Origin of the sequence: Pseudofrankia saprophytica, assembly GCF_000235425.2 — a bacterium.
Classification (GTDB): domain Bacteria; phylum Actinomycetota; class Actinomycetes; order Frankiales; family Frankiaceae; genus Pseudofrankia; species Pseudofrankia saprophytica.
Genome location: NZ_KI912266.1, coordinates 5492610 through 5517422, shown reverse-complemented (window position 1 = coordinate 5517422; position 24813 = coordinate 5492610). Strand labels below are relative to the sequence as shown.

Annotated in this window: 24 protein-coding genes; 8 read left to right on the top strand and 16 right to left on the bottom strand. The window is 70.7% G+C overall.

Translation table 11 applies throughout. From position 1 onward, the window contains the following. Nucleotides 1–20: 20 nt before the first annotated feature. The 3 genes from FRCN3DRAFT_RS0223265 to FRCN3DRAFT_RS0223255 are packed head-to-tail and all read right to left on the bottom strand — an operon-like array spanning nt 21 to nt 1934. Nucleotides 21–542 (bottom strand): FAS1-like dehydratase domain-containing protein, encoded by a 522-nt coding sequence (locus tag FRCN3DRAFT_RS0223265; protein WP_007511233.1) that lies wholly within the window; start codon nt 540–542, stop codon nt 21–23. Continuing rightward, nucleotides 539–1474, bottom strand: coding sequence for a DUF7065 domain-containing protein (locus FRCN3DRAFT_RS0223260; RefSeq protein WP_007511235.1), 936 nt, complete (start codon nt 1472–1474; stop codon nt 539–541). The genes FRCN3DRAFT_RS0223265 and FRCN3DRAFT_RS0223260 overlap by 4 nt, the downstream gene beginning before the upstream one ends. Further along, on the bottom strand, nt 1464–1934 hold the full coding sequence (locus tag FRCN3DRAFT_RS0223255) for a nuclear transport factor 2 family protein (RefSeq protein ID WP_007511237.1): 471 nt from the start codon (nt 1932–1934) through the stop codon (nt 1464–1466). The genes FRCN3DRAFT_RS0223260 and FRCN3DRAFT_RS0223255 overlap by 11 nt, the downstream gene beginning before the upstream one ends. Nucleotides 1935–2327: 393 nt before the next feature. On the opposite strand from FRCN3DRAFT_RS0223255, the gene FRCN3DRAFT_RS0223245 reads away from it, so the two are divergent. After that, nucleotides 2328–3548 carry an NAD-dependent formate dehydrogenase gene (locus FRCN3DRAFT_RS0223245; protein WP_342435353.1) on the top strand — a complete coding sequence of 407 codons (1221 nt, stop codon included), beginning with the start codon at nt 2328–2330 and terminating at the stop codon, nt 3546–3548. Nucleotides 3549–3623: 75 nt separating this feature from the next. Here FRCN3DRAFT_RS0223245 and FRCN3DRAFT_RS45820 read toward each other — a convergent pair whose 3' ends face one another. Then, a complete protein-coding gene (locus FRCN3DRAFT_RS45820; RefSeq protein WP_051466351.1) occupies nt 3624–4358 on the bottom strand; it encodes a M24 family metallopeptidase in 735 nt (244 codons plus the stop codon). A gap of 70 nt (nt 4359–4428) precedes the next feature. Next, complete coding sequence (locus FRCN3DRAFT_RS0223235) at nt 4429–5031, bottom strand: TetR/AcrR family transcriptional regulator (RefSeq protein ID WP_007511242.1); 603 nt, start codon at nt 5029–5031, stop codon at nt 4429–4431. A 72-nt stretch (nt 5032–5103) separates the two neighbouring features. Here FRCN3DRAFT_RS0223235 and FRCN3DRAFT_RS0223230 point away from each other — a divergent pair, with 72 nt between their 5' ends. Continuing rightward, nucleotides 5104–5949, top strand: coding sequence for a class I SAM-dependent methyltransferase (locus tag FRCN3DRAFT_RS0223230; protein ID WP_027140862.1), 846 nt, complete (start codon nt 5104–5106; stop codon nt 5947–5949). 164 nt (nt 5950–6113) lie between these two features. Here the strand turns inward: FRCN3DRAFT_RS0223230 and FRCN3DRAFT_RS0223225 are convergent, their stop codons facing one another. Further along, nucleotides 6114–6848, bottom strand: a complete 735-nt coding sequence (locus FRCN3DRAFT_RS0223225; RefSeq protein ID WP_007511246.1) for a TetR/AcrR family transcriptional regulator — start codon at nt 6846–6848, stop codon at nt 6114–6116. Nucleotides 6849–6971: 123 nt separating this feature from the next. Here FRCN3DRAFT_RS0223225 and FRCN3DRAFT_RS0223220 point away from each other — a divergent pair, with 123 nt between their 5' ends. Next, nucleotides 6972–8570 (top strand): MFS transporter, encoded by a 1599-nt coding sequence (locus FRCN3DRAFT_RS0223220; protein ID WP_007511248.1) that lies wholly within the window; start codon nt 6972–6974, stop codon nt 8568–8570. A gap of 35 nt (nt 8571–8605) precedes the next feature. On the opposite strand, the gene FRCN3DRAFT_RS0223215 is transcribed toward FRCN3DRAFT_RS0223220, so the two are convergent. From FRCN3DRAFT_RS0223215 to FRCN3DRAFT_RS0223190, 6 genes are all read right to left on the bottom strand, one after another. Continuing rightward, nucleotides 8606–10372: a hypothetical protein gene (locus FRCN3DRAFT_RS0223215; RefSeq protein ID WP_007511250.1), complete on the bottom strand. Its 1767-nt coding sequence runs from the start codon at nt 10370–10372 to the stop codon at nt 8606–8608. Between the two features lie 228 nt (nt 10373–10600). Further along, complete coding sequence (locus tag FRCN3DRAFT_RS0223210) at nt 10601–12220, bottom strand: ABC-F family ATP-binding cassette domain-containing protein (RefSeq protein WP_007511252.1); 1620 nt, start codon at nt 12218–12220, stop codon at nt 10601–10603. A gap of 58 nt (nt 12221–12278) precedes the next feature. After that, nucleotides 12279–13331: a DUF7064 domain-containing protein gene (locus tag FRCN3DRAFT_RS0223205; RefSeq protein WP_007511254.1), complete on the bottom strand. Its 1053-nt coding sequence runs from the start codon at nt 13329–13331 to the stop codon at nt 12279–12281. Then, nucleotides 13328–14470 (bottom strand): sulfotransferase family protein, encoded by a 1143-nt coding sequence (locus FRCN3DRAFT_RS0223200; RefSeq protein WP_007511255.1) that lies wholly within the window; start codon nt 14468–14470, stop codon nt 13328–13330. Before FRCN3DRAFT_RS0223200 ends, FRCN3DRAFT_RS0223205 begins: the two co-directional genes overlap by 4 nt. Nucleotides 14471–14736: 266 nt before the next feature. Continuing rightward, nucleotides 14737–15336 (bottom strand): TetR/AcrR family transcriptional regulator, encoded by a 600-nt coding sequence (locus FRCN3DRAFT_RS0223195; protein WP_007511257.1) that lies wholly within the window; start codon nt 15334–15336, stop codon nt 14737–14739. Next, complete coding sequence (locus FRCN3DRAFT_RS0223190) at nt 15333–17261, bottom strand: flavin-containing monooxygenase (protein WP_027140860.1); 1929 nt, start codon at nt 17259–17261, stop codon at nt 15333–15335. Before FRCN3DRAFT_RS0223190 ends, FRCN3DRAFT_RS0223195 begins: the two co-directional genes overlap by 4 nt. A 263-nt stretch (nt 17262–17524) precedes the next feature. On the opposite strand from FRCN3DRAFT_RS0223190, the gene FRCN3DRAFT_RS0223175 reads away from it, so the two are divergent. Together FRCN3DRAFT_RS0223175 and FRCN3DRAFT_RS0223170 are read left to right on the top strand one after the other, a co-directional pair. After that, nucleotides 17525–18253, top strand: coding sequence for an SDR family NAD(P)-dependent oxidoreductase (locus tag FRCN3DRAFT_RS0223175; RefSeq protein ID WP_007511261.1), 729 nt, complete (start codon nt 17525–17527; stop codon nt 18251–18253). Between the two features lie 142 nt (nt 18254–18395). After that, nucleotides 18396–19442: an aldo/keto reductase gene (locus tag FRCN3DRAFT_RS0223170; RefSeq protein WP_007511263.1), complete on the top strand. Its 1047-nt coding sequence runs from the start codon at nt 18396–18398 to the stop codon at nt 19440–19442. 48 nt (nt 19443–19490) lie between these two features. Here the strand turns inward: FRCN3DRAFT_RS0223170 and FRCN3DRAFT_RS45815 are convergent, their stop codons facing one another. Next, complete coding sequence (locus tag FRCN3DRAFT_RS45815) at nt 19491–20345, bottom strand: helix-turn-helix domain-containing protein (RefSeq protein ID WP_007511266.1); 855 nt, start codon at nt 20343–20345, stop codon at nt 19491–19493. 153 nt (nt 20346–20498) lie between these two features. Here FRCN3DRAFT_RS45815 and FRCN3DRAFT_RS0223160 point away from each other — a divergent pair, with 153 nt between their 5' ends. Further along, nucleotides 20499–21602, top strand: a complete 1104-nt coding sequence (locus FRCN3DRAFT_RS0223160; RefSeq protein ID WP_007511268.1) for an NAD(P)/FAD-dependent oxidoreductase — start codon at nt 20499–20501, stop codon at nt 21600–21602. A gap of 57 nt (nt 21603–21659) precedes the next feature. On the opposite strand, the gene FRCN3DRAFT_RS0223155 is transcribed toward FRCN3DRAFT_RS0223160, so the two are convergent. Then, entirely contained in the window at nt 21660–22622 is a 963-nt protein-coding gene (locus FRCN3DRAFT_RS0223155; RefSeq protein WP_007511270.1) for an alpha/beta fold hydrolase, read from the bottom strand. Nucleotides 22623–22872: 250 nt separating this feature from the next. On the opposite strand from FRCN3DRAFT_RS0223155, the gene FRCN3DRAFT_RS56395 reads away from it, so the two are divergent. Next, a complete protein-coding gene (locus tag FRCN3DRAFT_RS56395; protein WP_007511272.1) occupies nt 22873–23286 on the top strand; it encodes a metalloregulator ArsR/SmtB family transcription factor in 414 nt (137 codons plus the stop codon). Then, complete coding sequence (locus FRCN3DRAFT_RS0223145) at nt 23286–23906, top strand: dihydrofolate reductase family protein (RefSeq protein ID WP_007511274.1); 621 nt, start codon at nt 23286–23288, stop codon at nt 23904–23906. Before FRCN3DRAFT_RS56395 ends, FRCN3DRAFT_RS0223145 begins: the two co-directional genes overlap by 1 nt. Here FRCN3DRAFT_RS0223145 and FRCN3DRAFT_RS54245 read toward each other — a convergent pair. Together FRCN3DRAFT_RS54245 and FRCN3DRAFT_RS54240 are read right to left on the bottom strand one after the other, a co-directional pair. After that, entirely contained in the window at nt 23885–24043 is a 159-nt protein-coding gene (locus tag FRCN3DRAFT_RS54245) for a hypothetical protein (RefSeq protein ID WP_157845247.1), read from the bottom strand. The genes FRCN3DRAFT_RS0223145 and FRCN3DRAFT_RS54245 overlap by 22 nt on opposite strands. A 23-nt stretch (nt 24044–24066) precedes the next feature. Then, the gene (locus FRCN3DRAFT_RS54240) at nt 24067–24813 is read right to left on the bottom strand and encodes a hypothetical protein (RefSeq protein ID WP_027140859.1); all 747 of its coding nucleotides are present in this window, start codon (nt 24811–24813) and stop codon (nt 24067–24069) included.

Here is a 24813-nt window from a genome sequence, read left to right as displayed (position 1 = left end):
CCTTGTCAGGTCGTGGCCGGCTAGTAGCGGATCGTCGTCTTGACCCGGGTCTTGACGATCTCGCCGTTCTGGTTGGTCCACTCGGTCGCGACGTACGTGTAGAGAGTGAGCCCGTGGCGGCCCTGGCGCTCCTCCCAGTGGGTCAGCCGGGATCGGGCGGTGATGACGTCCCCCGGCCGCATCTTCACGCCGAACTTCTCGGTCATACCGCCGTTGAGGATGTTCTCGCCCTTCTTCGCCTGCCGGTCCGGGACGGCTCCCGCTGGTCGCGGGTCGTTCACCGGGACGGCCCAGGCGAAGGGGTTGAAGTCGTCTGGGGCGATGATCCCGCCCCAGCGGGTCGACTTGGCGTACTCCTCGTCCCAGTAGATTCGCGGCGGCGTCTCGCCCCAGTACACCGCGATGGCCCACCTGCGGATGTCGGACGCCGACACCGGATATGAAACCCGCTCGTCGGTCCATACGCCACGCTGGGCCTCGAGTTCGGGCGTGACCAGCGTTTCGATGTGTTCGATGTCTTCGAGGTGCGTTGGGTGCCTCATGCTGGTGCCTTCTTGCTCGCGGCTCGCAGCGCCCGGACGTGGGCGAGCGGGTGGAACTCCTGGTTCTCACCCCAGCCCTGTTGGCCGTCCCACTGCCAGTCGGTGAGGGTCCAGTAGGCGAGTCGACCCGGCCAGCCGAACCAGCGCAGGGCCGTCCGGATCTCCCCGACCGCCCGCAGCTCGCGTCCGTGTTCGTCGACGGCGTCCAGCGCGACCCGGGCCGGTACGTCCCCCCGTCGTTCGAGCACGCGTCGGCTTCCGCTGACGAGATCGCCCAGGACTCCGTCGCGGAAAAGGTAGCCGTTGCGGACGGTCTCGACCCCGGGCTCGTCGGTGCCGAGGGTGATCGCGTGCCAGTGCGAGTCGGGCGACGCGATGGCCCAGAGGTAGTCGCCTGCGCGGGTGGCGCCCGGACGGTGCGGCCCCCAGGTCCGGTCGCGCAGCGAGAAGGAGTCGACGGCGATGCGCTCACCGTGCAGGACCAACGAGCCGGTGCACCGACCTGGCTGGTCGAAGTGACGGGCCCCGCTCACGATCGACATCGGATCGTTGCGGATCTCGTGTGGTTCCATGAGCGCCGTCCACTCGAGGTCGAGCTCGAGGCCGAGGTTCGAGTACGACAGCCGGTAGTGCCGCATCGGGTCGAGGACCTCGTGGCGGAGGCTGTTCGGCAGTTCGACATGGGCGAAGTCGAGGTGCTCGGCCGTCGGTTGCAGCCAGCGCCAGTCGTAGAAGAGGCAGTCGTAGGTCTCCTCGCCGCTGGGATCCCAGATCGCTGGGCCACCGCCCGGGACGCCGGTGCGCGGATCGTAGAAGAAGTAGACGAACCCGATCAGGTTCCGCGCCGGAACCGAGAAATGGAACCAGACGCTTTCGCGCCAGTAGGGGTCCTCGCCGTGATGGAAGACCTCGTCGCCGGCATCAAGCCCCACTGATCGCTCCAACGGTCGTGTCCCGCGGCCACTCGATGTCCAGCCGCAGCCGGGTCAGGGTCAGCGTGGCGATCCGCCAGCTGCCCCCCTCCTTGCGGTACGTCTCGTGGTAATGACCGCGACCCAGAATGCTTTTCCAGCCCTCGCGTGGGTGCCGGTCTGCCCACTCGATGACGTCCTGCATCGCCCAGATGCCGGTGGCGTGCCCCTCGTCGAGGATCTCGATCTCTCCCGTCAGACCCTGGTGGCACGACACGGCGGTCGTGAGACTGGATCGGAGGCTCGCGGCGTAGTTCGCGCCACCTTCCATCCACACGTCACCGCGCGGGGTGATGACCTTCATGTCCTCCGTGAACACTGACGCCAGCTCGTCCCAGAGCTTGGAGTCCATGTAACGGAAGTAGCGGGCCTTGAGGCTGCGGATCTCCTCGATCGCCTCCAGCCGGTCGATCCTGTCCATGCACGACCTCTCTCGCGTGTGCGCGCGCCGTAGACCGGAGCCGACCTCCCCGCTGAGCACGGACTCCACCGGCCACCTTCCCACGGGGAAAGTACACGTTCACTCTCTACCCGGGCACCGCGGAGCGCGACGTCGCGGGCGCCGCCCCACCGGCCTTCGTCGGCGCTGAGCCCGCTGAGCCGGCTGAGCCGGCTGAGGCGTCGCCGGCGGCGGGTCCCGTCGACGTGTGGGGAGTGGTCGGCGCCGGGGTGACGCTGGCGGACGTCGACGGGATGGTGCGGGTCAGGAAGCGCCTTCAGCACCCGTCCACCGGCTGAGCGTCCTCCCGCGCGATGCCTGTCAATTACATCGCGATATAAGACATCACTTTGACTGTGCCGTGGCGGGGAACCGATGATGGCGTCCTGCCGCGAGCCCAGGCGAGGGGATGTCATGGTGAAGGTTCTTTGCGTTCTTTATGACGATCCGGTGGGTGGATATCCCAGCTTGTACGCCCGGCCGGACCTTCCGGTTCTCGAAGCCTATCCCGACGGGCAGCGGCTACCCACGCCGCGGGCGGTCGACTTCACCCCGGGGACGCTGCTGGGAAGTGTGTCGGGAGAGCTCGGCCTGCGTGGCTTCCTGGAAAGCGGCGGGCATTCACTGGTCGTCACCTCGGACAAGGACGGCGCGGAGTCCGTCTTTGACCGCGAGCTACCTGACACCGATGTCGTGATTTCCCAGCCCTTCTGGCCGGCGTACCTGACCGCCGAGCGGATCGCGAAGGCGCCGAAGCTGAAACTCGCGATCACCGCCGGGATCGGCTCCGACCACGTGGACCTGGACGCGGCTATCGCGCACGGAATCACCGTCGCCGAGGTCACCTACTGCAACAGCGTCAGCGTCGCCGAGCACGTGGTGATGATGATTCTCTCGCTGGTGCGGAACTACCTGCCGTCCCACCAGTGGGTGCGGTCCGGCGGATGGAACATCGCCGACTGCGTGGAACGCTCCTACGACCTGGAGGGCATGGCTGTCGGGACGGTCGCCGCCGGCCGGATCGGGCTGGGCGTGCTGCGCCGGCTGGCGCCCTTCGGCGTGAAGCTGCACTACACCGACCGGCACCGGCTGCCGACGGACGTCGAGCGGGACCTCGGGCTCACCTTCCATCCGACCACGCGGGACCTGGTGCCGGTCTGCGACGTCGTCACCATCAACGCGCCGCTGCACCCGGAGACGGAGGGTCTGTTCGACGACGCGCTCATCGCCACGATGAAGCGTGGCGCCTATCTGATCAACACCGCCCGTGCCAAGATCTGCGACCGGGACGCGGTGGTGCGGGCTCTGGAAAGCGGCCAACTCGCGGGCTACGCCGGCGACGTGTGGTTCCCCCAGCCGCCGGCCGCCGATCATCCGTGGCGGACGATGCCTCATCACGGGATGACACCGCACATCTCCGGCTCGTCCCTGTCCGCCCAGGCCCGCTACGCCGCCGGCACCCGCGAGATCCTCGAATGCTGGCTCGAGAACCGGCCGATCCGCGACGAGTACCTGATAGTCCAGGGCGGCGCGCTCGCCGGCGTCGGCGCTCATTCCTACACGGCGGGAAACGCGACCACGGGAGCGCCGGGCTGAGCGACGACCGCCTGGCCGGGAGATGACAGGACGTCGCCGGGATCGGATCGCGCCGGCTTGCCGAATGGCGTCGGCTTATCGAATCGCGTCGGTGAGGCCGGGCGAAGCGGTGTGGCCGAGGTCGAGCAGGGTCTCGTAGAACCCGCCGAACCCCCGCTCCCGGTCGACGAGGTGGATCTCGAGGATCCAGTGGCACGGCCGCCCGGCGGAGTCCGTCCGGCGCATCGGGTGCTGGCTTCCCGGCGTGATGTAGTACTCGACGCGGTTGCCGGGGATACGGTCGTGCGGGAACTCGCCCACGAGGTGGCCGGCGAGTGGGCTCCCGTATTCCCAGCCGGCGTCGGCCGCGAGCTTCTCGACCGCGGCGAACAGCTGCTCCCCGGTGATGTCCGGGTGATCCTCGAAGTGGCGGCGCCCGGCCTCGAACACCAGTGACAGGTCGTTACGCAGGCGATGTTTGACCGGGTCGTCGCCCAGGACGAAGGTCCGCCCGTAGTCGCCCTCCCATCCGTCGAAAACGGGGCCGAAATCGCAGAACACGATGTCGTCATCGCCGATCACCCGGTCGGGAGGATTCTCGTCGTATGGCTGGAGGGTGTTCGGACCCGCCCGGACGATGCGTTTGTGCCAGTGCTGGCGCACGCCGAACAGCTGCGTGGCGAGGTCGCGGATGTCGTTACTGACACGTTGCTCGCTCCGGCCCGCGGAAATGAGGCCACGACGTTCGACCTCGCGAAGAAGCTCGGACGCCTTAGTCTGTGCGTCGAGCAGTCGGCTGACGCGTTCGGATTCACTGGCCACGCGGCTCATGGTACGGACCGGGCACTGACCAGACAAGAATCCTGACATTTACCTGGCAAGCCTCCGACATTCTCGGCCGTCAGCGTGGCCGCCGTTGCACGACGTCGGCGAGCACCGTTGTCACCAGCTTGTTGACGATTGCCGGGGCCGGCGCACCCAGGTCGCGGTCCGCGAACAGCAGATGCCCGCCACCGACCAGGGAGAGGGTGAGCGAGTCAATGTCGGCATCGGCGGCGATACGGCCGAGATCACGCTCGTCGGCCAGGTAGGCGGAGATCGCGGCCGTGGCCTGGGCGAGGATCGTGATGCCGCCTCCCGGCCGGGCTTGCCGCAGCCGAGCGCGTAGCTCGTCCCGGAAGGTGACGAGCGGGATGATCGCCACCGGAACCGGCCCGAACAGCGTGGTCAGCGCGCTGGTGAGGTTGTCGGCCACCGTGCCGGCGCCGGCGGACTCGCGCAGCTCGCTGGCCCGTGTCTCGAGCTGCGCGGCCCGATCGAGCACGAGTTCGGTGAGGAAGGCGTCGAAGTCGGTGAAGTGCCGGTGCAGGACGCCCTTGGCGCAGCCCGCCTCGTCGGTGACGGCCCGGCTGGTCAGGCCATGCGGCCCGGCCCGCAGCAGTACGCGTTCGGCGGCGTCGAACAGCTGCTGCCGCGCGTCGCGAAGATGCACCCCAGTCGGCACGCACAGATCCTCCCATCGATCCGCCCGGTGGCCTCCGTAGCCCAGTGGGCATGCGCCCATTAAAGTGGGCGCATGCCCACTTTGCCGCGAGAACCGCGTGAGACGGGAGAACCGCCAGCGGAGCTGCACAAGGCCCGGCGGATGGCCGAGTCGTTCGGCACGAACGCGCGACGCTATGACCAGGCCAGGCCCGGCTACCCCGATGCGCTGGTGGCGCGGATCGTCGCGGGGAGCCCGGGGCGTGACGTGCTCGACGTCGGCTGCGGGACCGGCATCGCGGCTCGGCAGTTCAAGGCCGCCGGCTGCGTCGTGCTTGGCGTCGAGCCGGACGCGAGGATGGCCGACTTCGCGCGATCCCGCGGTGTGCGGGTCGAGGTCGCGACCCTGGAGGCGTGGCAGCCGGCGGGCCGGACGTTCGACGCGGTGGTTGCCGCCCAGTCGTGGCACTGGGTGGATCCGGTCACCGGTGCCGAAAAGGCGGCCCGGGTGCTGCGTCCGGACGGGCGACTGGCGATCTTCGGGCACGTGTTCGAGCCGCCAGCCGAGGTGGCCGAGCCGTTCGCGGCCGCCTACCGGCGGGTGGCGCCCGATTCGCCGCTGCGTGGTCAGCCGGCTCGACGCCCCTTGGAGATATACCAGGCGGGGTACGCGATGATCGCCGACAGGATCCGCGAGACCGAACGGTTCGACGACCCGGAACAATGGCGATTCGACTGGGAGCAGTCCTACACGCGCGACCAGTGGCTGGCCCTGCTCCCCACCACCGGCGGCCTCACCCAGCTCCGCTCCGACCAGCTGGCCGAGATACTGGCCGCGGTCGGGGACGCCATCGACTCCCTGGGCGGCTACTTCACGATGCGCTACACCACCCTGGCGACGACCGCCCTTCGGCGTGGCCTGCCCGATCAGCGCGGGTAGTCGTCAGAAAGGCCAGAGCCTCGGCACGCCGACCCACCCGGCCGGCGGCAGCCACGCCTCGCCCGGGCCGTGACCGGAGCTCGGACGTGTCCTGAAGCGGCCTGTGACGTCGGCCTTCCGAACCGACCTTCCGAATCGAGGGAACGGGCGTCGCGGTCGCCGGTCTACAGATCCTGATGGACCGGGGGGCGGCCTCGGTGGACCGTGGTGACCATGCTCTGCACGGAACGTTCGATCTGGTCCGCGGTGGGCGCGGCCGGTATCGGATCGGTCCGCGTCGATCCCTCGGCCCGGAAGGCGTCGAGGAGGTAGGCGGTGAAGCGGCGCCAGGCGTCGGGCGCGGCCTCGTGGGTCGCGGCGGCCAGTCCGGCGTTGGCGAGCAGCAGGAGGCCGATGTCGGCGGCGACGAAGTCGGGCCGCAGGGAGCCGTTCCGCTGGGCCCGGGCGACGAGCTCCTCCAGCTCCGCGTGTGCTTCCGCCTTGAGCTCCTCGACCGCGCTGGACGAGGGAAACCGCAGGGTGATCAGGTCACGCAGGCCCGCGTCCGCCGCCTGCGCGCCGCAGAGGTACTCGATGAGCTCTCGGAAGCCCGCCCAGGGGATGGGGTTCTCCAACGCCCGGCCGACGGCGGCCCGGTAGTCGCGGATGTTCTCCTCGATGCTCGCCTCGAGCAGGTCGGCCCTGGTCGGGAACCGGCGGTAGAGCGTGGCGATGCCGACCCCGGCGCGCCGCGCGATCTCCTCCAGGCCGACCTCGATGCCGCGCTCGGAGAACACCTCCCGTGCGGCCCGCAGAATGCGCTCGCGGTTGCGCTCGGCGTCGACCCGCAGCGCGGGGCCTGACCGCCTGGTCGACCCGGCGGCCATCACCTCGTTCCCGCCGAGTCGCGGACCGTCCATGTGACGAGCCTACCTTCCTATCTGGAGGCGATCCTCCGTTTACCCTGCTAGGGTTATCCGGAAGATCTCCTCCACTTGTATCGCTTCCGACGACCGCCGCGTGCTCGACGAAGGGATGGCGCCATGTCACAGCACGTCGTCGCCGATGATCATCGGACGGGCTCCGCCTCGGTGGCGGGCGCGACTGGCCGGCGGGGTAATCCCTGGTGGGCCCTGGTGAGCGTTGCCCTCGGCGTCATCATGGTCGGCCTGGACGGGACCGTCGTGTCGATCGCGAACCCGCGGATCGCCGAGGACCTCAACGCCTCGCTGACCGACCTGCAGTGGATCACCAACTCCTATCTGCTGGCCCTGGCGGCGCTGCTGATCTTCGGCGGAAACCTCGGCGACCGCTACGGCCGTAAGCGGATCTTCCTTATCGGTGTGGTGGGGTTCGGTCTCTCATCGCTGGCGATCGGCCTGGTCGGCAACATCGTCGGGATCATCGCGTTCCGGGCGGTCCAGGGCGCGTTCGGAGCCCTGCTGCTGCCGAACACGCTCGCCATCCTGCGCGGCGCGTTCTCGCCCAGAGAGCTGAACCGGGCGATCGGGATCTGGAGCGGCGCGTCGTCCGTCTCGATCGCCGGCGGGCCGATCATCGGGGGCCTGCTGGTCGAGCACGTGAGCTGGGAGTCGGTCTTCTACATCAACGTGCCGATGGGCGCGCTCGCGCTGGGCGTGGGCCTGGCAGTGCTGCGCGAGTCCCAGAGCGAGAGCGTGGGCCAGCGCCATGACATTCCCGGCATCGTCACCCTGTCCGGCGGCCTGTTCGGCGTCATTTTTGGCCTGATCAAGGCGTCCAGCTGGGGGTGGACGGATGTGAAGACGCTCGCCTTCGTCATCGCCGGCCTGGCCGTGCTGGCTCTGTTCGTAGTGATCGAAACCCGGGTGCCTGCTCCGCTGCTGCCGATGCGGCTGTTCACCAACCGGTCGATCTCGGTGAGCAGCGCGGTCCTCGTCATCAACTTCTTCGCGTTGTTCGGCGTGCTGTTCTTCGTCACGCTGTTCCTGCAGAACGTCCAGGGTGTCTCGCCCATCGGGACCGGCGTGCACATCCTGCCGCTGTCTCTGGTAATGATGATCATGGGGCCGATCTCCGGCCACGTCACCGAGCGCTTCGGGCCCCGGCCGCCGATGGTGGCCGGGCTCGTCCTGTCCGGGGTCGCGTTGCTCCTCCTGACCAGGCTCGAGATCGGCTCCGGTTTCGGCGCGCTGTGGCCGTCGCTTCTCATGCTCGGCATCGGGATGGGCCTGGTCATCACCGCGAGCGCGGAGGCGATCATCGGCAACGCGCCGGTGGACGACGCCGGGGTCGCCGGTGGCCTGCAGACGACGGCACTGCAGCTGGGTGGCGTCATCGGCACCGCTGTGCTGGGCTCCATCCTCAGCAGCCGGGTGGGCTCGGTTCTGATCGACAAACTGACCGGCGCCGGCGCTCCCGCCGACGTCGCGAACCGCCTGACCGGCTCGAACGAGCTCATCAGCCAGGGAGTCGCGCCCAGGGTCACCGGTGCGCCGGAATCGGTGCAGGCCGCCGTGACGGCGGGCAGCCACTCGGCCTTCATGACCGGTCTGCACACGTCACTCGTCGTCGCTGGCGTCGCCACCCTCGTCGCCGCGGCGCTGGCCCTCCTGGTCCGACGAGGAGCCAACAGCGACGGCGCCGCCGTCGTCGTCCACTAGGCCGCCTCAGAGCCCGAGATCGGACACTGCCTCCATCAGCCGCCGCGTCGCACCTGAGGCGTCACACGCTCGTGCGCGGACCCTGTGGGTGAGCCGGGGGGATCGCCGACGGGAACGCCGAGCCGGGCCGACACGGTCCAGGCCAGCGTGGTGAGCAGGGCCCGCCGATCCTCGACGCGGCGCCCGGTGATGTCGACGGCCACGGTGAGATCGCCGACTAGGACCACCGCTCGGACGCGGCCGCGCAGGTAGACCTGGCCCGGCACGGGCAGCCGCCGCCGACGCGAACCGGCCATCAGCAATGTCCGCAGCGGGCCAGCCGTGAACACCAGGCACTGGATGGTCACCGCGGGGCCGCCCGCCCCGCGGGCCCGGAAGCTGCTGACATTCCCGAGGGCCAGTGGTAGGGCCTCGATCTGGCGGCCCGGAAACAGCGGCCGCAGGTCGGCGACGTCGAGCAGCGCCGTCGGATCCGGCCTGGCGGCGACGCCCAGCTGTGCCGGCGCCAGCTCCAGGACGTCGACCGACCAGGTACGCGCGCCGACGTCCCGGGACAGCCGCACGACCGATCCGACGCCGGGTGGGCACACCGCGGCGTCCAGGCCGAGCCGGCGCGCGACCGCGTGGCCGGAGGCACCGTCGTGCACCGCCAGCCACCAGGCGCCGGACGGCGCGTGCCAGACGCGCACCACCTCCCCGGCGGCCAGCGTCTCCGCGCCCGTCCCGCCGGCCGGATCGTCGACGTCGGTGTGGTACCTGAGGCGGCCAGGCCCGTAGCGTTCGCGCGCTTCGCCATGGGTGTCGTTACCTCGGGAGGCGCCGAGACCGCGGGTGTCGATCCCGGTCTCGAACCGGATGGTGATCTGGCGTGGCGTGCCGCCGCGGGCGGTCCAGGCCGCCGCCTCGGGCGACTCGTCGGACTCGAACGGCTTCACCGCCGCGGGCGCGTGCCCCAGCGCGGCGGCGTACACCAGCCGGTGACCGAGGGCGCCGATCGCCTCCGGCCCGGCCGCCGCCAGGTCGGGATCCGCGGCCAGGCCCGAGCCGACCCGTCGCCAGCGCCTGCGCCGGCGCCCGTCGTCCTCGTTGCGCGCACCGCCGATCACGATCATCGAGATCGTGGCGGTGGCGAGCAGCACGAGGACGAAGACGAGGAACCACTGCGCGGCGGGGCTGTTGATGGTGTCCTCGGTCTCGACCTCCGGCTCCACGAAACGGCGCGCGGCGGCGAGCCCGGCGAACGTCGAGACGGCGAGGACCAGGAAGACGCTGACGGTGGTGAGGCGGCGGACTCGGCGCCGCCGCGAGGTCTGGAACCGGGCGGCGGCGCGTTCGGCCTCGGCCACTAGCTCGTCCCGCCACCGCGACGGCGACGGCACCGCCTCCTGGAACAGCGCCCCGGCCGGCAGTGGCCCCCGCGCGGTGCGGACCGCGATGAGGCGCAGCACGGCGGTCTCGTGCATGGCGAGCGGCGGATCGTCCGCGCCGCGGCCGGACCCGGCGTCGGTGTACTGGACCAGCACGCCGAACCGGTCGTCGCGCCAGATGTCGACGAGCCCGCGCCGCGCCAGGTCGAGAACGATGGTCGCCACCGCCGTCGACGCCGCCAGGGTCGGGGAGGCGGCCACGGCGGCGGCCAGCGCCGGTTCCGGCCCCGCCTCGGCCGGCCGTCCCTCGTGCAGCAGCTCCCGCCTGATCCCCAGCCGGGTCAGTGCCACCGCGGCCGTCACCGCCGCCCAGGTCAGCAACGTCACCGCGGTCGCGACGTCCACCCACACGAGTTCGGCGCCCAGCACGATCATCGGGTCGGCACCACGGGAGGCCACCACGGTGGCGCCCCGTCGGCGAGTTCCGCGCGGGAATCCCTCTCGAGATCGGCATCAAGATCCGAGGCCATGTCCGAAACGTCGCATGTTCGCCAACGCGGGGCAATCCGCCGGCGCTGTCGCCTCCCCGACCCGGCGGGGCTTAGGCCGTGTCTGACGGCCTCCGGTCACGCGAGGCTCCGCCATTGCCGCGTGCCCTTTGGCCTAGCGGGCGCGCTGCACCCGTCGTTCGTCCCAGACCGGCTTGGCAGTCTCGCGAACCTTGCCGTCGGTTCCGAACACCAGGAAACGGTCGAACGACCGGGCGAACCAGCGGTCGTGGGTGACCGCCAGGGTCGTTCCCTCGTATGACTCCAGACCCTTCTGCAGGGCCTCGGCGGAGGCCAGGTCGAGGTTGTCGGTCGGCTCGTCCAACAGCAGCGCCGTCGCGCCGCCGATCTCGAGCAGGAGGATCTGGAAGCGGGCCTGCTGGCCGCCCGACAGCCGGTCGAACGGCTTGTCGCCGTGGCCGTCGAGCTCGTAGCGGCGCAGCGCGTTCATCGCCGCTCCCCGGCTCTTCGCGTGGTCGGCCCAGAGGATGTCGACCAGGGTGCGCCCCTGCAACTCCGGCCTGGTGTGCGTCTGCGCGAAATGCCCCGGCACGACGCGGGCCCCGAGCTTCCACTCGCCCTCGTGGGCGACGTCGCCGCCCGCGAGCAGCCGCAGGAAATGGGACTTGCCCGAGCCGTTCGAGCCGAGCACGGCGACCCGTTCGCCGTAGAAGACCTCCAGGTCGAACGGCTGCATGAGACCGGTCAGTTCCAGCCCCTTGCAGGTGAGGGCCCGCACGCCCGTGCGCCCGCCCCGCAGCCGCATGGTGATCTTCTGCTCGCGCGGCGGTTCCGGCGGCGGGCCGATCTCCTCGAACTTGCGCAGCCGCGTCTGGGCGGCCTGGTAGCGCGAGGCCATCTCGTCGCTGCGCGACGCGTACTGCCGCATGTCCACCACGAGCTTCTTCAGCTGCGCGTGCTTCTCGTCCCAGCGCCGACGCAGCTCCTCGAACCGCTCGAACCGTTCGGCGCGCGCCTGGTGGTAGGTGGCGAAGCCGCCACCGTGCACCCACACGACGCTTCCCGCCGGCCCCGGCTCGACGCTGACGATCCGCTGCGCCGCCCGCACGAGCAGCTCGCGGTCGTGGGAGACGAACAGCACGGTCTTGCGGGTGGCGCGCAGCTGCTCCTCGAGCCACTGCTTGCCCGGCACGTCCAGGTAGTTGTCCGGCTCGTCGAGCAGCAGGACCCCGTCGGGGCCGCGCAGCAGGGCCTCCAGGACCAGCCGTTTCTGCTCACCGCCGGACAGCGTCCGCACGGCCCGCCACTGCGCCTTCTCGTAGGGCATGCCGAGCGCGGACATCGTGCACATGTCCCAGAGGGTCTCGGCCTCGTAGCCGCGGGCGTCCGCCCAGTCGGCGAGGGCCTGCGCGTAGCTCATCTGCGCCGCCTCGTCGTCGCGTTCGACGAGCGCGACCTCGGCCTCGTCGACGGCGCGCGCGGCCCGCCGGATGAGCGGAACCGCGACCGAGACCAACAGGTCGCGCACGGTCCGGTCGTCGCGGACCGAGCCGACGAACTGCGGCATGACGCCCAGGCCCCCGCTGACGGTCACCGTGCCGGCGTGCGGCGCCAGCTCGCCGGTGATGATCCGCAGCAGCGTCGTCTTGCCCGCGCCGTTGGCCCCGACCAGCGCGGCGATGGCGCCATCCCCGACCCGGAACGAGGCGTCGTCGAGCAGCACCTGCCCGTCCGGCAGGTGGTACTCGACATGCGCGACCTCGACGTGGCTCATCGGTTCCATCCAAACCCATGAGGCCCCGCCCGGGGTCGGCCGGGTGGCGATCGCGACGTCAGGCCATCTGGTCGGGCGTGCTGGACCGTTCGATCATGCCGATGGCGGACTCGTCCTCCCAGGTGTAGCGGGCCAGGCCCTGCTGGAGCTGCATGCCGCCGCCGACCTCGGGCGGCATCACCATGAACGTCGAGAGCACCGTCTCGCCGCCGATCTCGACCGTGCCCTTCGCCGTCTCCAGCGTGACCGAGACGTCCTGGCCGCTGGCCTCCAGGGTCCGCAGCCAGGGGGCGCGCGCGACGCGGGCGGGAATCAGCTCGCCGCCGTCGACCACGTAGCCCTCGTTGTACGTGGGCTTTCCGTCGGCGCGCGGGGGATAGACCTGGAAGCCGAAACCTCGGCCGCTGGGGAACAGCGCCGCCTGCCACACATGGCCCCAGAACTTGGCCAGGCGGCGGATTCCCTGCCGGCGGATGCGGTCGGCGCCGCCGCTCAGATGGTGGACCTCGTCGCCGATGGTGAAAGTCCCGGTGGCCCGGCACAGCTGCTCGAACCGCCAGGGATAGCCGATGAGGTAGCCCTCCTCCTGGGTCGCCAGGATGCGGCGGGCGTCCTCGCTGGTCGAACCGTTCTCCCAGGGCGGCGCGGCCGGGTAGATGTCGATCTCGGCTTTGACGGGCACCTGCTCGCCGCCGCCCCACGGCGTCCAGCCGTCGATCTGCGCTCCCGAGGTGGTCGTGAGCGCCGTGCCGTCGAGCCGGACGCGCAGGTGGCGGTACGGCTCGACCAGCTCGAACGACAGCGGACCAGCACCCAGGACCCGTGGCCGGCCGTCCGGCCCGGCCGGGTCGTGTACCGGTCCCGTGCCGAACACGTTGTACACGCGCCCGTCCGCGAACCCGATGTTGACCTGGACGTCGTGCGTGTCCCACTGGTCGGCGACGGCCTCGACGCCGATGCGTGGAATGCCGAAGGTCCCGCTGTCGTCCCAGATCCACGCGTTGACCGACTCGCGCGCCTCCGGGTCGTCGGGCTGCCTGGCGAAGACGAACTCCCGTTCCTCGTCGAGGCCGCCGGTCAGGTCCATGGCCATGGGGTGGTCCCCTTTCATGCGGTCCACCGCGCGGACCGCGTCACGTAGTCGGCGAAGAGCGGCCGCACCTCGTCCAGGTCGAGGCCGAAGTCGGCCGGGTCCGGATGGACGTTCTCCTCGCGGTTCTCGGCGTTCTCGTGCCACCAGCGCCGCATCCCGGCCTCGAACGGTCCGGTGACGGGCTCGCCGAGCCAGGCGTAGAGCCGCCGGACCTCGCCGACGGGGTCGCGTTGCACGGCGCGGAAGTCCAGGTCGAAGAACCGCTCGTCGTGGCCCGCGTCGCGGAACTCCAACGCGCGTCGCATACCGACGGACCACTGCTCGACGTTGAGGGCCGCGAGGTAGTGGGGGTCGACCTCGTCGCTGAACATCGCGGCCGCCGTGGCGTACACGTCGGCGACGGAGACGAGGACCTCCGTCGGGTCCCGGTGCGTCATCACGAAACGTGCGTCCGGGAACGCCTGGTCGAGATGGCCGAGGTAGACCAGGTGGGTCGGGCATTTCAGCCGCCACGGCCGGCGCTCGGCGCCCCACTGGAGCAGTTTCAGCACGCGGCGTTCGTAACGGTAGGTCGACGTCAGGTCGGCGTCGAGCAGCCAGGACGAGTACGACGGGATCTGCGCGAATGCCTGGAACACCTGGGACTTGAAGTCGAGTCCCATGAGGTCGTGGTCCTCGAAGGGCCCGGTCGGCGATGACGGCTGCATCGTGGCCAGCTTCGGCGACAGCTGGCGCGTCATGGCCGACTTGGCCTGGGAACGGGCGATCCGCGGATCCGGGGCGGGCACGGTGGAGGGCGGCGGGCATGGCTCCTCGGCCTGCCACTGCACCAGCGAACGCGCCCCCGGATCCTCACCCAGCAGCGCGGCCAGCGCCGTGGAACCCGTGCGGGGGAGGCCCAGACCGATCAGCGGGCGTTCGATGACCTCGCCGTCGATCTCGGGATGACGGTGGTACCAGTCCTCGACCTGGAGGCGGTTCCTCAGCAGCCGGACGATGATGTCGCGCAGGGCGAACTCGCCGACGGCGGTCAGTCTCGCCTCCTTGCGTAAGGAGTCGACCAGCAGGTCGAGGCCCTCTCTGAACGTGTCCTCGCCGAAGTCCGTCAGGCTGGTCTCGGCGCGGGCCGCGGCGAGCAGGTCGTCGACGTCATCCATGCGTTTGCTCCCGGGATGGCTGGGTGCCCGGGCTGGCACCGGGCGTGGCGCTGGCGGCGGGTGTGTCCAGAGGCGGGACGGCGACGGCCGGTCGGGCCTCGGCGAGCGGAAGGCGGACACCGAGCTGGCCTGGCCAGGGCTGCGGCGCGCCGGATTCGCGGGAGCGGATTCGCGCGAAAATTGGTGGCAGCAGACTCCCCCGAATATGGGAGTCGCGTCAAGCTGCGCCGCGGCGCAGCGGGCTTCCGCCCCGTCCCGTCTCGGTCCTAGGAAAGGCCTGGGACGAGGAACTCCTCGACGAAACGGCGGACCGACGCGGAGTCGTCGGGGTCGACCGCGTCGCCCGGCGTCGTGACCAGGGACATGACCACGCGGATGACCCATTCGGCCGCGCGCGCGATATCGAGGTCGGCGCGTACCTCGCCGCGCGCGCGGGCCGTCTCGAGATAGGGGCGCCAGAACACGGCCATGCCGGGGACCGCCTGGCGCAGCCCGGCTCCCAGAACCGCGGCGCACGCCTCCGGTTCACTGGCTCGCAGCCGCAGGACCAGCGCGTCCGGCTCCTGCCGCCGCGAATAGCACACCGCCTCGGCGACCTGGGCGGCCAGTCCTTTCCTTTTCGAGACGAGCGCGCGGGCTCCGGCCCAGAACTGTTCGTCCTGCCGGATCAGGGCCGCGCCGAGCAGTGAGGCCTTGTCGGGGTAGTGGCGGTAGAGCCAGGCCCGCGAGAGGCCGGCCTCGTCGGCGACCCGCACCATCGTCGTGCGCCGGATCCCGACGTCGCGCAGGCAGCGGACGGCGGCGTCGAGGAAGATGGTCCGCACCGAGTCCGGCGGGTCCGCGGCCGCCGGGGTGAAGCCGATCATCGGATCACGAAGTCCTTGAGGTCTGGCTCGGCCGTCCACGTCCAGTAGTCGACGACGCGCCAGGGGCTGACGCCGTGGATCTCGCCGCGGGAGTTCTTGAAGTAGGAGTGCCTGATCGACGGCTGCGACCACACCAGCGTCCTGATCTCCCGCTGGGTGCGTTCGTGCCAGTCGTCATAGCGCTCCTGGTTCGGCTCCATCGACACGTGGCCGCCGCCGATGAGCTCGTCGAGGCACCGCGAGATGTAGCGCATCTGGCACTCGGAATGGAAGATCAGGCTCGCGCCGTGCGCCAGGTGTGTGCCCGGCCCGTACATCAGGAACAGGTTTGGGAATCCCGGCACGGTGATGCCGAGGTAGGCCGCCGGCCGCTCGCCCCAGAGCTCCAGCAGGTCCCGCCCGTCGCGGCCGGTGATCCGCATCGGCGCCAGCACCTCGGTCATCCGGAAGCCGGTGGCGAACACGAGCACGTCGGCGGGGTGGCGCCGCCCGTCGACGGTCACGACGGCGTCCGACTCGATGTGGTCGATGCTGGTCCGGACGAGGTCGACGTTGTCGCGCCGCAGGGTCCGCAGCCAGCTGCCGTCGTCCTGCAGGGTGCGTTTGCCGGTCGCCGGATAGTCCGGAACCACCTTCGCGATCAGTTCCTCGTCACCGCCGCACTGGCTGGTGATCAGGTTGGTGAACATCTGGCGGATGAGCTCGTTGTGCGCACTGATCGCGACCTGCTGGTCGGGATAGGCCGGATCGACGCGCGCGCCCGCCAGCCCGGCGTCGCAGCCTGGCCAGAGGATCAGGAAGCGGTACCAGCGGCCGTAGAACGGCAGGTGTCGCAGCGCCCAGCGGACACCGGGGCCGACCTTGGCGTGGTAGTTCGGGTTGGCGAACATCCACTGCGCGGTGCGCTGGAAGACGGTGAGGTGCCGGACGTCGGGCGCGATGGCCGGCGCGATCTGGAAGCCGCTGGCCCCGGCTCCGATCATCGCCACCCGCCGGCCGGCCAGGTCGACGTCGTGATCCCAGCGCGCGGTGTGGAACGCGGGGCCGGCGAAGTCGTCGCGGCCGGGGATGTCCGGCATCTTCGGCCGGTTGAGCTGACCGACCGCCGAGATCACCGCGCGGGCGGTCAGGACGCTCTCGGTGCCGTCGGGCCCGAGGCAGCGGACCGACCACGTGCCATCGTCGTCGTTCCAGTCGGCGCCGAGCACCTCGGTCCGCCAGCGGACGTGCGGGGCTACGCCGCGGGCGTTCATGACGTCCTCGAAGTAGCGCTGGAGCTCCGGCTGCTGGGCGAAGAACTCGGTCCAGTGGTCGCTTGGCTCGAAGCTGTAGCAGTAGAAATGGTTGCCGACGTCGACCCGCGCGCCCGGGTAGGAGTTCTCCCACCAGGTTCCGCCGACACCGGCGTTCTTCTCGACGATCGTGAACGGAATACCGGCTTCCTTCAGCCGGATACCCGCGAGCAGGCCGGACTGGCCGCAGCCGATGACCACGACGGGGAACGCGGCCCGGCCGGCCGGCGACGACGTCGCCTCGATCCTGCGGTCATCCGTGCCGGCGAGCTCCATCTCCTCGAGCAGCATCGGCACGTATTCCGGCGCGACCTCGCCGCAGACCAGCCACTCCATCATCTCGTGGAGCTCGTCGCCGGACAGGGACCTCGGGTCCGGGCACCCGGCGTCGCGGTAGTCCCGGATGACGTCGAGCGCGAGTGCCCGGACCTCGGCCTTGTCCTCCTCGGACATGAAGCCCTGGACCTCGTTGAGGAACAGGCCCGCCGGCTTCAGCCGGCCGCGAATCAACTCCAGATCCCCGGCCATGTGAACCATCGACATCATCAGCGTCGGGATGCTCACGTCGAGCAGGGCCGCGGCGATCTCGTCGTCAGAGGTGGTGAAGGTTTCGCCTGCGTGACGGTTCCGCATAAGGTATACAGTAGTACACAAGATCGATATTGTGTCTACGGACGCTTCGTCCACGGACCTCAGGTCTATGGATCTGGTGTCCATGGACATCGTGCCGACGGACGCCGTGTCCACGGTCGGCCGGTGCGAGGTCGACGGGTGCGAGGGAGAACCGTGCGCCAGGTCGTCGTGATGCGACAGATCGTCGTGACGGGTGCCGTGAGGGCTCGGGTGCCACGGGTCGCGGTCCGGGCCGGCGAACGCGTCGAGGCGTTGACGCGGCCGTGACCGGCGTGGTCGTCACCGGCGGCGCCTCGGGTATCGGTGAGGCCTGCGCGCGGGCGCTGGTCGACGAGGGCCGGCCCGTCGTGCTCTGGGACCTGAACCAGTCGGTCGTCGACGTGGCCGCCTCGTTGGGGATGAGCGCCGTCGTCCTCGACGTCACCGACGCGGCGGCGGTGGCGGCCGCGGTCGAGGCGTCGGTGGCGACGCTCGGGGGAGTCGACGGGCTGGTCCACGCGGCCGGAGTCGTGAGCATCGATCCGATCGGTGCGCTCAGCGCGGATCTCTGGGACAAGGTTCTCGACGTCAATCTGCGCGCCCACGCGCTCGTCAGCCAGGCGCTCCTGCCGTCGCTGCGCGCGGCCCCGGGTGCCGCCATCGTCGGGATCAGCTCGATCGAGGCGCTCCAGGGCAACGGCGCGATTCCGGCCTACTGCGCGTCGAAGGCCGGCCTGCTCGGGCTCACCCGCTCGATGGCGCACCAGCTCGCCGCCGACGGCATCCGCGTCAACGCCATCTGCCCCGGCTACATCGAAACCCCCATGATCGCCACGGCGCTCGACGTTCCCGGCCTGCGGGAGAAGTTCGAGAAGAGATCTCCGCTCGGACGGCTCGGCCAGCCGGCTGACGTCGCCAACGCCGCGGCTTTTCTGCTGAGCCCCAAGGCCGCGTTCATCACCGGTGCCTGCCTGGTCGTCGACGGCGGCGCGACGGCGGTCGACCCCGTCTGACCGTCCGGCTCCGCTGACCGGCCGGCCGGCCGGCCTGCCTGCTGGCCCGGCACGCCGGACGTCTTTGCCGGGTGGGCCACGTCCGGGCGGCCGGGCCCGAGAGCCCGCCGCGATAGTGTGCCGGCTGACCTGGGGAGTGTGGATGAAGTACCGCAAGTTCGGTCGAACCGGCGTCGAGGTCAGCAGTCAGTGCCTGGGCGCGATGATGTTCGGGGTCATCGGCAACCCTGACCACGACGAGTGCGAGCGCATGATCGGCCGGGCGCTCGACGCCGGGATCAACTTCATCGACACCGCCGACATCTACTCCCGCGGCGAGAGCGAGGAGATCGTCGGCAAGGCGGTCGGGGCACGGCGCGACGACGTGGTCATCGCGACCAAGTGCTTCAACCCGATGGGGACCGACCGCAACCAGCGCGGCGGGTCCCGGCGATGGATCATGAAGGCCGCCGAGGACAGCCTGCGCCGGCTCGGGACCGACTACATCGACCTGTACCAGGTCCACCGGCACGACTGGGACACCGATCTCGAGGAGACTCTCGGCGCGCTCACCGACCTGGTCCGCCAGGGCAAGGTGCGGTACATCGGCTCGTCGACCTTCCCGGCGGACTGGATCGTCGAGGCGCAGTGGGCCGCCCAGCGTCGTAACAGCGAACGATTCGTCAGCGAGCAGCCGCAGTACTCGATCTTCGCGCGGTCGGTGGAGCAGGCCGTGCTGCCGGCCTGCCTGCGCCACGGCATCGGGGTGATCCCGTGGAGCCCGCTGTCCGGCGGCTGGCTCACCGGCAAGTACCGGCGTGGCCAGGACGAGCCGGCCAGCTCGCGGTACGCCGCCGGCAGCGTGTTCGCCCGGGGCCGCACGATCTCCGGCGATCCGGACTCCGAGGCCAGGTTCGACGCGGTGGAGGAGCTGTCCAAGATCGCGGCGGCGGCCGGCCTCTCGCTCACCCACCTGGCGCTCGCGTTCGTCGACCGCCATCCGGCCATCAGCTCGACGATCATCGGCCCCAAGACCGTCGAGCAGCTCGACGACGTGCTCGCCGCCGTCGACGTCGTGCTCGACGACGCCACCCTCGACGCCATCGACCAGGTCGTGCGCCCTGGCACCGACCTCGCCGGCGTCTTCCACATGACCGGAGACCCGTCGCTGCGCCCCGAGCTACGCCGCCGGCCGGTCGCGCGGTCCTGAGGTCAGGTGCGCCCGGCCCGGCCCGGCTGGACCGGGCCGTGGCCCGCGTCAGTGGACGACGAGGCGTAGTGGCTGCGTCCGGTCGCGGTTGAGCTGGTCGAGCGCCGCGGCCGTCGCCGCGTCGGCGGGCAGGTAGACGACCAGACGTTGTTCGTCGTCGACGGGGAGCTCGAGGGTTTCGTAGGCGAGGCGAAGCGCGCCGGCATCGGGGTGGGCCAGGCGCAGGACGCCGCTGCTCTTCGCCAGGCTGGGAACCGCGTCGACCCGGTGGGTGAAGGCCTCCCCGGCGGTGACCGTCAGTTCGTCCACGAACGCCGCCATGTCGGGACGCGCCCGGAAGGGGCCCTGTTTGAGCGCCGCGACCTGTTCGTCGGCCACGTGGGCCCAGTCCGGGTAGGCGGCGCGGGCGCGGCTGTCGGTGAAGACGTACCGGGCGAGGTTGGGCTGCGCGGTGTCCAACAGCCCCGTGGGTCCGGCGAGCCGTTCGTAGCCGGCGGTGTGCGCGAGGATGTCGGTGAGCGGGTCGAGCAGCACCGCGGGTGTGGGCTCGAGGCGGTCGAGCAGGGCCTGGACGGTCGGGCGGACGACGCGCGACAGGCTGCCGAGGCCCCGGCAGTTGAACGCGGGGTCCGCGGCCTTCGTCAGTCGGTGCAGGTGGACGCGTTCGCCCATGGTCAGCCGGAGCGCGTCGGCGAGGGCCGAGAGCACCTGCGGGGACGGTCGGCGGTCGCGCCCCTGCTCGAGCCTGATCACGTACTCGACGCTGACGTCGGCGAGGGCCGCCACCTCGGAGCGGCGTAGCCCAGGGGCACGGCGGCGCGGTCCGGTAGGCAGGCCGACCTCGGCCGGGCTGACCTTCTCGCGGTGTGTACGCAGGAACAGCCCGAGCTCGTTGTCGCTCACGGTCCGACCGTAACAGCGTCCCCACCGTTGTTGGTGTCCCCGTCACTACCACCCTCCGCGCGGCCTTCCTGAACGCCCGCCCGCTGGCGAGAGTCGCCAAAAAGGGGCTCGGCGACGTCGAGCCCGACTCTGCGTCCGCGGGAGCTGAGAATCATGAGCGGTACGGTTGTGGTCATTGGCGGGGGTTATGGCGGCGCGGCGGTCGCCAAGGCCCTCGAGGCCGAAGCCGAGGCCGATGTCGTTCTGATCGATCCACGGGACGCCTTCGTCAACGCGGCCGGGTCGCTGCGGGCGCTGGTTCAACCGGCCTGGGCTCCCAGGATGTTTTTTCCTTTCGCCACGCTGCTCACCCGGGGCACGGTGATTCGAGAGCGAGCGGTCTCGGTGGATTCCGGCGGTGTCACCCTTTCCTCGGGGCGGCATGTGCGGGCGGACTACCTGGTGCTCGCCACCGGCTCCAGCTACGCCTACCCGGCCAAGTCGAAGGCTGACGCGACCGAGGACGCGCTGGCGGACCTGCGCGACACTCACAAGGAGCTGGCCGACGCCGAGCGTGTGCTGATCGTCGGCGCGGGTCCGGTCGGCCTGGAGTTTGCCGGTGAGATCAAGGATGCCTGGCCGAACAAGTCCGTGACCGTCGTCGACCCCGCCGAGACGCTGCTGGCGGGCTTCGAGCCGGATATGCGCGACGACCTGCACCGCCAGCTCGAGGACCTGGACATCCAGCTGCGCCTGGGAGTCAGCCTGACGGCGCCGCCGCCGACAGAGGCCGGCCGGGCCGGGACGTTCACCGTCGCCACGGCCGACGGCGCCGAGGTCACCGCCGACATCTGGTTCCAGGCCCACGGGGTGCGTCTCAACAACGACTACCTTGCCGACGGCCGGCTCACCACGCTCACCGCGCGCGGCGAGGTCGCCGTGACCGACACCCTGAACGTCGCGGGGCACGACCATGTCTACGCGGTCGGCGACCTCACCGATGTCGCCGAGGACAAGCTGGCCGCGTATGCCCTGCGGCATGCGGAGGTCGTGGCGACGAACATCACCGCGCAGCTGCGGGGCGAGCGGCCCACGACCACCTACCAGCCGCTGCCACATCCGATCATCCTGCTGCCGCTCGGACCGCGCGGCGGCGTCGGGCAGATGCCCACCCCCGAGGGCCCGGCCGTCGTCTCGGCCACGACGGTCTCCCAGTACAAGGGCGTCGACCTGTTCACCGGCCGTTTCACCGACCAGTTCGGTCCCACCGCGGCCTGAACGACCTCCACCGGGATGGGGCCGCCGCCTTCGACCCTGCGGCGAAACTCTCCAGAATCAGGAGGAGTAACGCGGGCGGACGGCGGCGGCCAGGTCGCCGTGCAGGTCCGCCAGCAGCCGGACGCACTCGTCCGCGGCGTCGAGAATCATGTGATGGTGGGCGTCCGGCAGCGTCACGAAGGTCGCTGCGGCGGGCAGCGCGCCGCGCGCGTACGCGGCGATCTCGTCGGTGACGATCAGGCTGAGTCCGGCGCGGACGTACCACACCGGCATCCGTAGCCGCGCCAGGCTGTCCACTACCCGGTCGTTGTCGGTCGGCGCGAGTCCGTGCTGGTCGAACTTCCAGGTCCAGCCCTCGGCGCCCGTGCTCGTGGTCGGTCGCACGGCGTACTCGGCGACCGGGTGGACCAGGTCCGCCGACGGTTCCGGCTGCGGTGGCTGCAGCCGGAACCGCGCGGTCGCGGTCTCCCGCGAGGTGTAGACGATCTCGCGCCCGGGTGGGAGCGACGCCACCCGTGGCGGTGGCGAGCCGGCCGGCCGCAGCATCGAGTCGAGCATGATGACACCGCCGAACCGGTCCGGGTGGCTGGCCGCGGCGACCGCCGCGACCCGGCCGCCCATGCTGTGACCGATCACCAGCGCCTGGCGGGACCCGACCGCGTCGAGCACCGCGATCAGCTCGGCGGTCCACATGTCCACGCCGTAGTGTTCGCGGTGCCCGCTGTCGCCGTGGCCGCTGAGGTCGAGTCTGATCACCCGCCAGCGCTCCTCCAGCGCCGGCAGCATCCGGTACCACCACAGGTGGTGCGCCCGGTAGCCATGCACGAGCAGCAGGTCGCGGCTGCCCGCCCCGGACACGGCGTAGCGGATCGGCACGCCGTCCACCAGCACCTCGTTCGGCAGCGCGGGCGCGGGCGCGGGCGCGGGCGGCCCCGGCCGCGCGGGCGGCTCCGCCCGTGCTGGCCCTGCCTGTGCTGGCACCGCCGTGCCACCGGACACGCCGGTCTCGACCGGGCTCATCCCGCCTCCGACCCGTCCACCCCGTGCAGTAGTCAGAACGAGCCGATTCTCGTCCCGCCCGGTCGGTAGACGCGCACGAATGTGGCCAGCGCACCAGTCCCTGAGGACAAGGCCGGGCCGGGCCACGCGGTGTGTGCCGGCGGTCGCCGCTGTTCCCGCGAGCAATGATCAGAACATGATCGTCGACTGTCAGGACTCGCCTGATTCCTCCAGGCTTGACGTATGCCGATATCGGAATATGGTTGCGGTCATGGCACGAGCAGCGACGACGTCGGACGTCTTCAACGCGATCGCCGAGCCGCAGCGTCGGGAGATCCTGGTGCTGCTGCGGGCGGGTGAGCGGCCGGTGACCGAGCTGGCCCAGGAGCTGGGGATGACCCAGCCGGGGGCGTCCAAACACCTGCGGGTGCTGCGGGAGGTCGGGCTGGTGCGGGACCGCAGGGCAGGCAAGCAACGCCTGTACGGCCTTGACGCCTTCGAGTCGGTCCTGACGTTCGCGCCCGACGGCGCGGCGACCCGGATCGAGATGCGCACGGTGTTCCCCACCAGGGAGCTGCGCGACGAGGCGGTCGAGAAGTACCACGCGATCGAGGGCGGCCAGCAGACCCTGAACAACCTGGCTGCCTACGTCACCGAGATCATTCGGACGGGAGCCGAGGACTGATGGCCGGGAAGGTGTTCTTCAGCGTGTCGATGTCGCTGGACGGTTTCATCGCGCCCGAGTCCCCCGAGGAACTGATGGGGCAGCAGTGGATGGAGCTGCAGCAGTGGATATTCCCGCTGCGGTTCTTCCGGGAGAACCTGAAGCTCGGCGAGGGCGGCGAGGAAGGGCGCGACAACGACATCGCGCGGGAGACGTTCGAGCGCACCGGCGCGAGCGTCATGGGCAAGCGCATGTTCGACGCCGGCGAGCACGCGTGGCCGCAGGAGGCGCCGTTCCACACGCCGGTCTTCGTCGTGACGCACGAGAAGCGTGACCCCTGGGAGCGGCCGGGCGGGACCACCTTCCACTTCGTCAACGACGGCATCGAAACCGCGCTCGACCAGGCCCGCGACGCCGCCGGCGACCGGGACGTCCGCATCGCGGGCGGCGGCGCGACGATCCTGGAGTACGTCAACGCCGGCCTGATCGACGAGTTCACGATCGCGCTCTCACCCGTACTGTTCGGCTCCGGAATCCGCCTGTTCGAGGGCGTGGACGCAGGCCACGTCGCCCTGGAACCGATCCGCGCGGAGCCGACGCGGCGGGTGACCCACCTGACCTACACCGTCCAGAAACGGTAACTGCCTCGACCTCGGCGCTCCCCCACCGAGGCCAGCAGCGCGGCGTCGACCGCGCCGCGGAGGGACGTCGCACGCAGATCACGTTCGAAGAACACCGAGCTGCGCAGCTCCTCGTCGTGGCCGGGCGCGGTTTTCAAGAGCGGTCGCTGTGGGGGTGGCGTCAGGGGCGGCGCAGCTGGTAGGTCCGCACCGACTTCGGGTCGATGAGGTCGAGTGCCTGGCCCGCCGGGTAGAGGACCGCGTTGAAGGTACCGGCGCAGAACGAGCCGCCGGTCTGTCGGCCGGGCAGGCCGGAACCGATGGGCTCCGCCGTGCGGGTCGCGGTGGCGAAGGTCAGCTGATAGTCATCCGCCGTGACGGTTCCCGAGCAGGTCTGCCGGATCCCGTCGTGACGAGCTCCCGCGACGACATAGTCCTCACCGGTGAGATGCCATCGCCTGCCGTCGATCGTCAGCTGGTAGTCGGCGTGGCTTCCCGCCAGCGCGTAGTGGTTCACCCAGGAGCCCGCGGCCCGGGCCGCCAGCTGGGACGACGCGTCCGGTGACCTGGTGGGCCGGTCACCGGGAACCAGCAGTGCGCTGATGGTCACCGCGGCCGCCAGGGTCGCGACGCTCGCCGCGGCGGCCAGCGTTCGTCGCCCTCGCCAGCGGGCCGCCGACGCCGCTGGCGGCGTCGGCGGGCCGTCCGAGCCTGCCGGCTTGGGCGGCGGCGTCGGGACGAACCATTCGGTGGTCGCGCTCTGGGCGCTCCAGGGCGACGGCGGGGCCGTCGTCCGGGTGACGGGTGTCCGGGTGGTGGGCGGCGAGCCCGCCGCCCGGGCGACGGTCGCCGTCATGGCCTCGCGGCCTGAAAACCGCCCACCCGCGATGTCGTGCCTGCTGTTCATGGTGCCCCCGGTGCCTGACAT

Bases quoted from the DNA above. Each gene is read 5' to 3' on its own strand.
- FRCN3DRAFT_RS54240 (WP_027140859.1), bottom strand. From the start codon at position 24,813: ATGTCAGGCACCGGGGGCACCATGAACAGCAGGCACGACATCGCGGGT.
- FRCN3DRAFT_RS0223170 (WP_007511263.1), top strand. From the start codon at position 18,396: ATGAAGTACCGCAAGTTCGGTCGAACCGGCGTCGAGGTCAGCAGTCAG.
- FRCN3DRAFT_RS0223215 (WP_007511250.1), bottom strand. From the start codon at position 10,372: ATGATCGTGCTGGGCGCCGAACTCGTGTGGGTGGACGTCGCGACCGCG.
- FRCN3DRAFT_RS56395 (WP_007511272.1), top strand. From the start codon at position 22,873: ATGGCACGAGCAGCGACGACGTCGGACGTCTTCAACGCGATCGCCGAG.
- FRCN3DRAFT_RS0223220 (WP_007511248.1), top strand. From the start codon at position 6,972: ATGTCACAGCACGTCGTCGCCGATGATCATCGGACGGGCTCCGCCTCG.
- FRCN3DRAFT_RS0223245 (WP_342435353.1), top strand. From the start codon at position 2,328: ATGATGGCGTCCTGCCGCGAGCCCAGGCGAGGGGATGTCATGGTGAAG.
- FRCN3DRAFT_RS0223205 (WP_007511254.1), bottom strand. From the start codon at position 13,331: ATGAAAGGGGACCACCCCATGGCCATGGACCTGACCGGCGGCCTCGAC.
- FRCN3DRAFT_RS0223155 (WP_007511270.1), bottom strand. From the start codon at position 22,622: ATGAGCCCGGTCGAGACCGGCGTGTCCGGTGGCACGGCGGTGCCAGCA.
- FRCN3DRAFT_RS0223145 (WP_007511274.1), top strand. From the start codon at position 23,286: ATGGCCGGGAAGGTGTTCTTCAGCGTGTCGATGTCGCTGGACGGTTTC.
- FRCN3DRAFT_RS45820 (WP_051466351.1), bottom strand. From the start codon at position 4,358: ATGAGCCGCGTGGCCAGTGAATCCGAACGCGTCAGCCGACTGCTCGAC.
- FRCN3DRAFT_RS0223265 (WP_007511233.1), bottom strand. From the start codon at position 542: ATGAGGCACCCAACGCACCTCGAAGACATCGAACACATCGAAACGCTG.
- FRCN3DRAFT_RS0223190 (WP_027140860.1), bottom strand. From the start codon at position 17,261: ATGCGGAACCGTCACGCAGGCGAAACCTTCACCACCTCTGACGACGAG.
- FRCN3DRAFT_RS0223210 (WP_007511252.1), bottom strand. From the start codon at position 12,220: ATGAGCCACGTCGAGGTCGCGCATGTCGAGTACCACCTGCCGGACGGG.
- FRCN3DRAFT_RS0223225 (WP_007511246.1), bottom strand. From the start codon at position 6,848: ATGGACGGTCCGCGACTCGGCGGGAACGAGGTGATGGCCGCCGGGTCG.
- FRCN3DRAFT_RS0223230 (WP_027140862.1), top strand. From the start codon at position 5,104: ATGCCCACTTTGCCGCGAGAACCGCGTGAGACGGGAGAACCGCCAGCG.
- FRCN3DRAFT_RS0223160 (WP_007511268.1), top strand. From the start codon at position 20,499: ATGAGCGGTACGGTTGTGGTCATTGGCGGGGGTTATGGCGGCGCGGCG.
- FRCN3DRAFT_RS0223200 (WP_007511255.1), bottom strand. From the start codon at position 14,470: ATGGATGACGTCGACGACCTGCTCGCCGCGGCCCGCGCCGAGACCAGC.
- FRCN3DRAFT_RS0223195 (WP_007511257.1), bottom strand. From the start codon at position 15,336: ATGATCGGCTTCACCCCGGCGGCCGCGGACCCGCCGGACTCGGTGCGG.
- FRCN3DRAFT_RS0223255 (WP_007511237.1), bottom strand. From the start codon at position 1,934: ATGGACAGGATCGACCGGCTGGAGGCGATCGAGGAGATCCGCAGCCTC.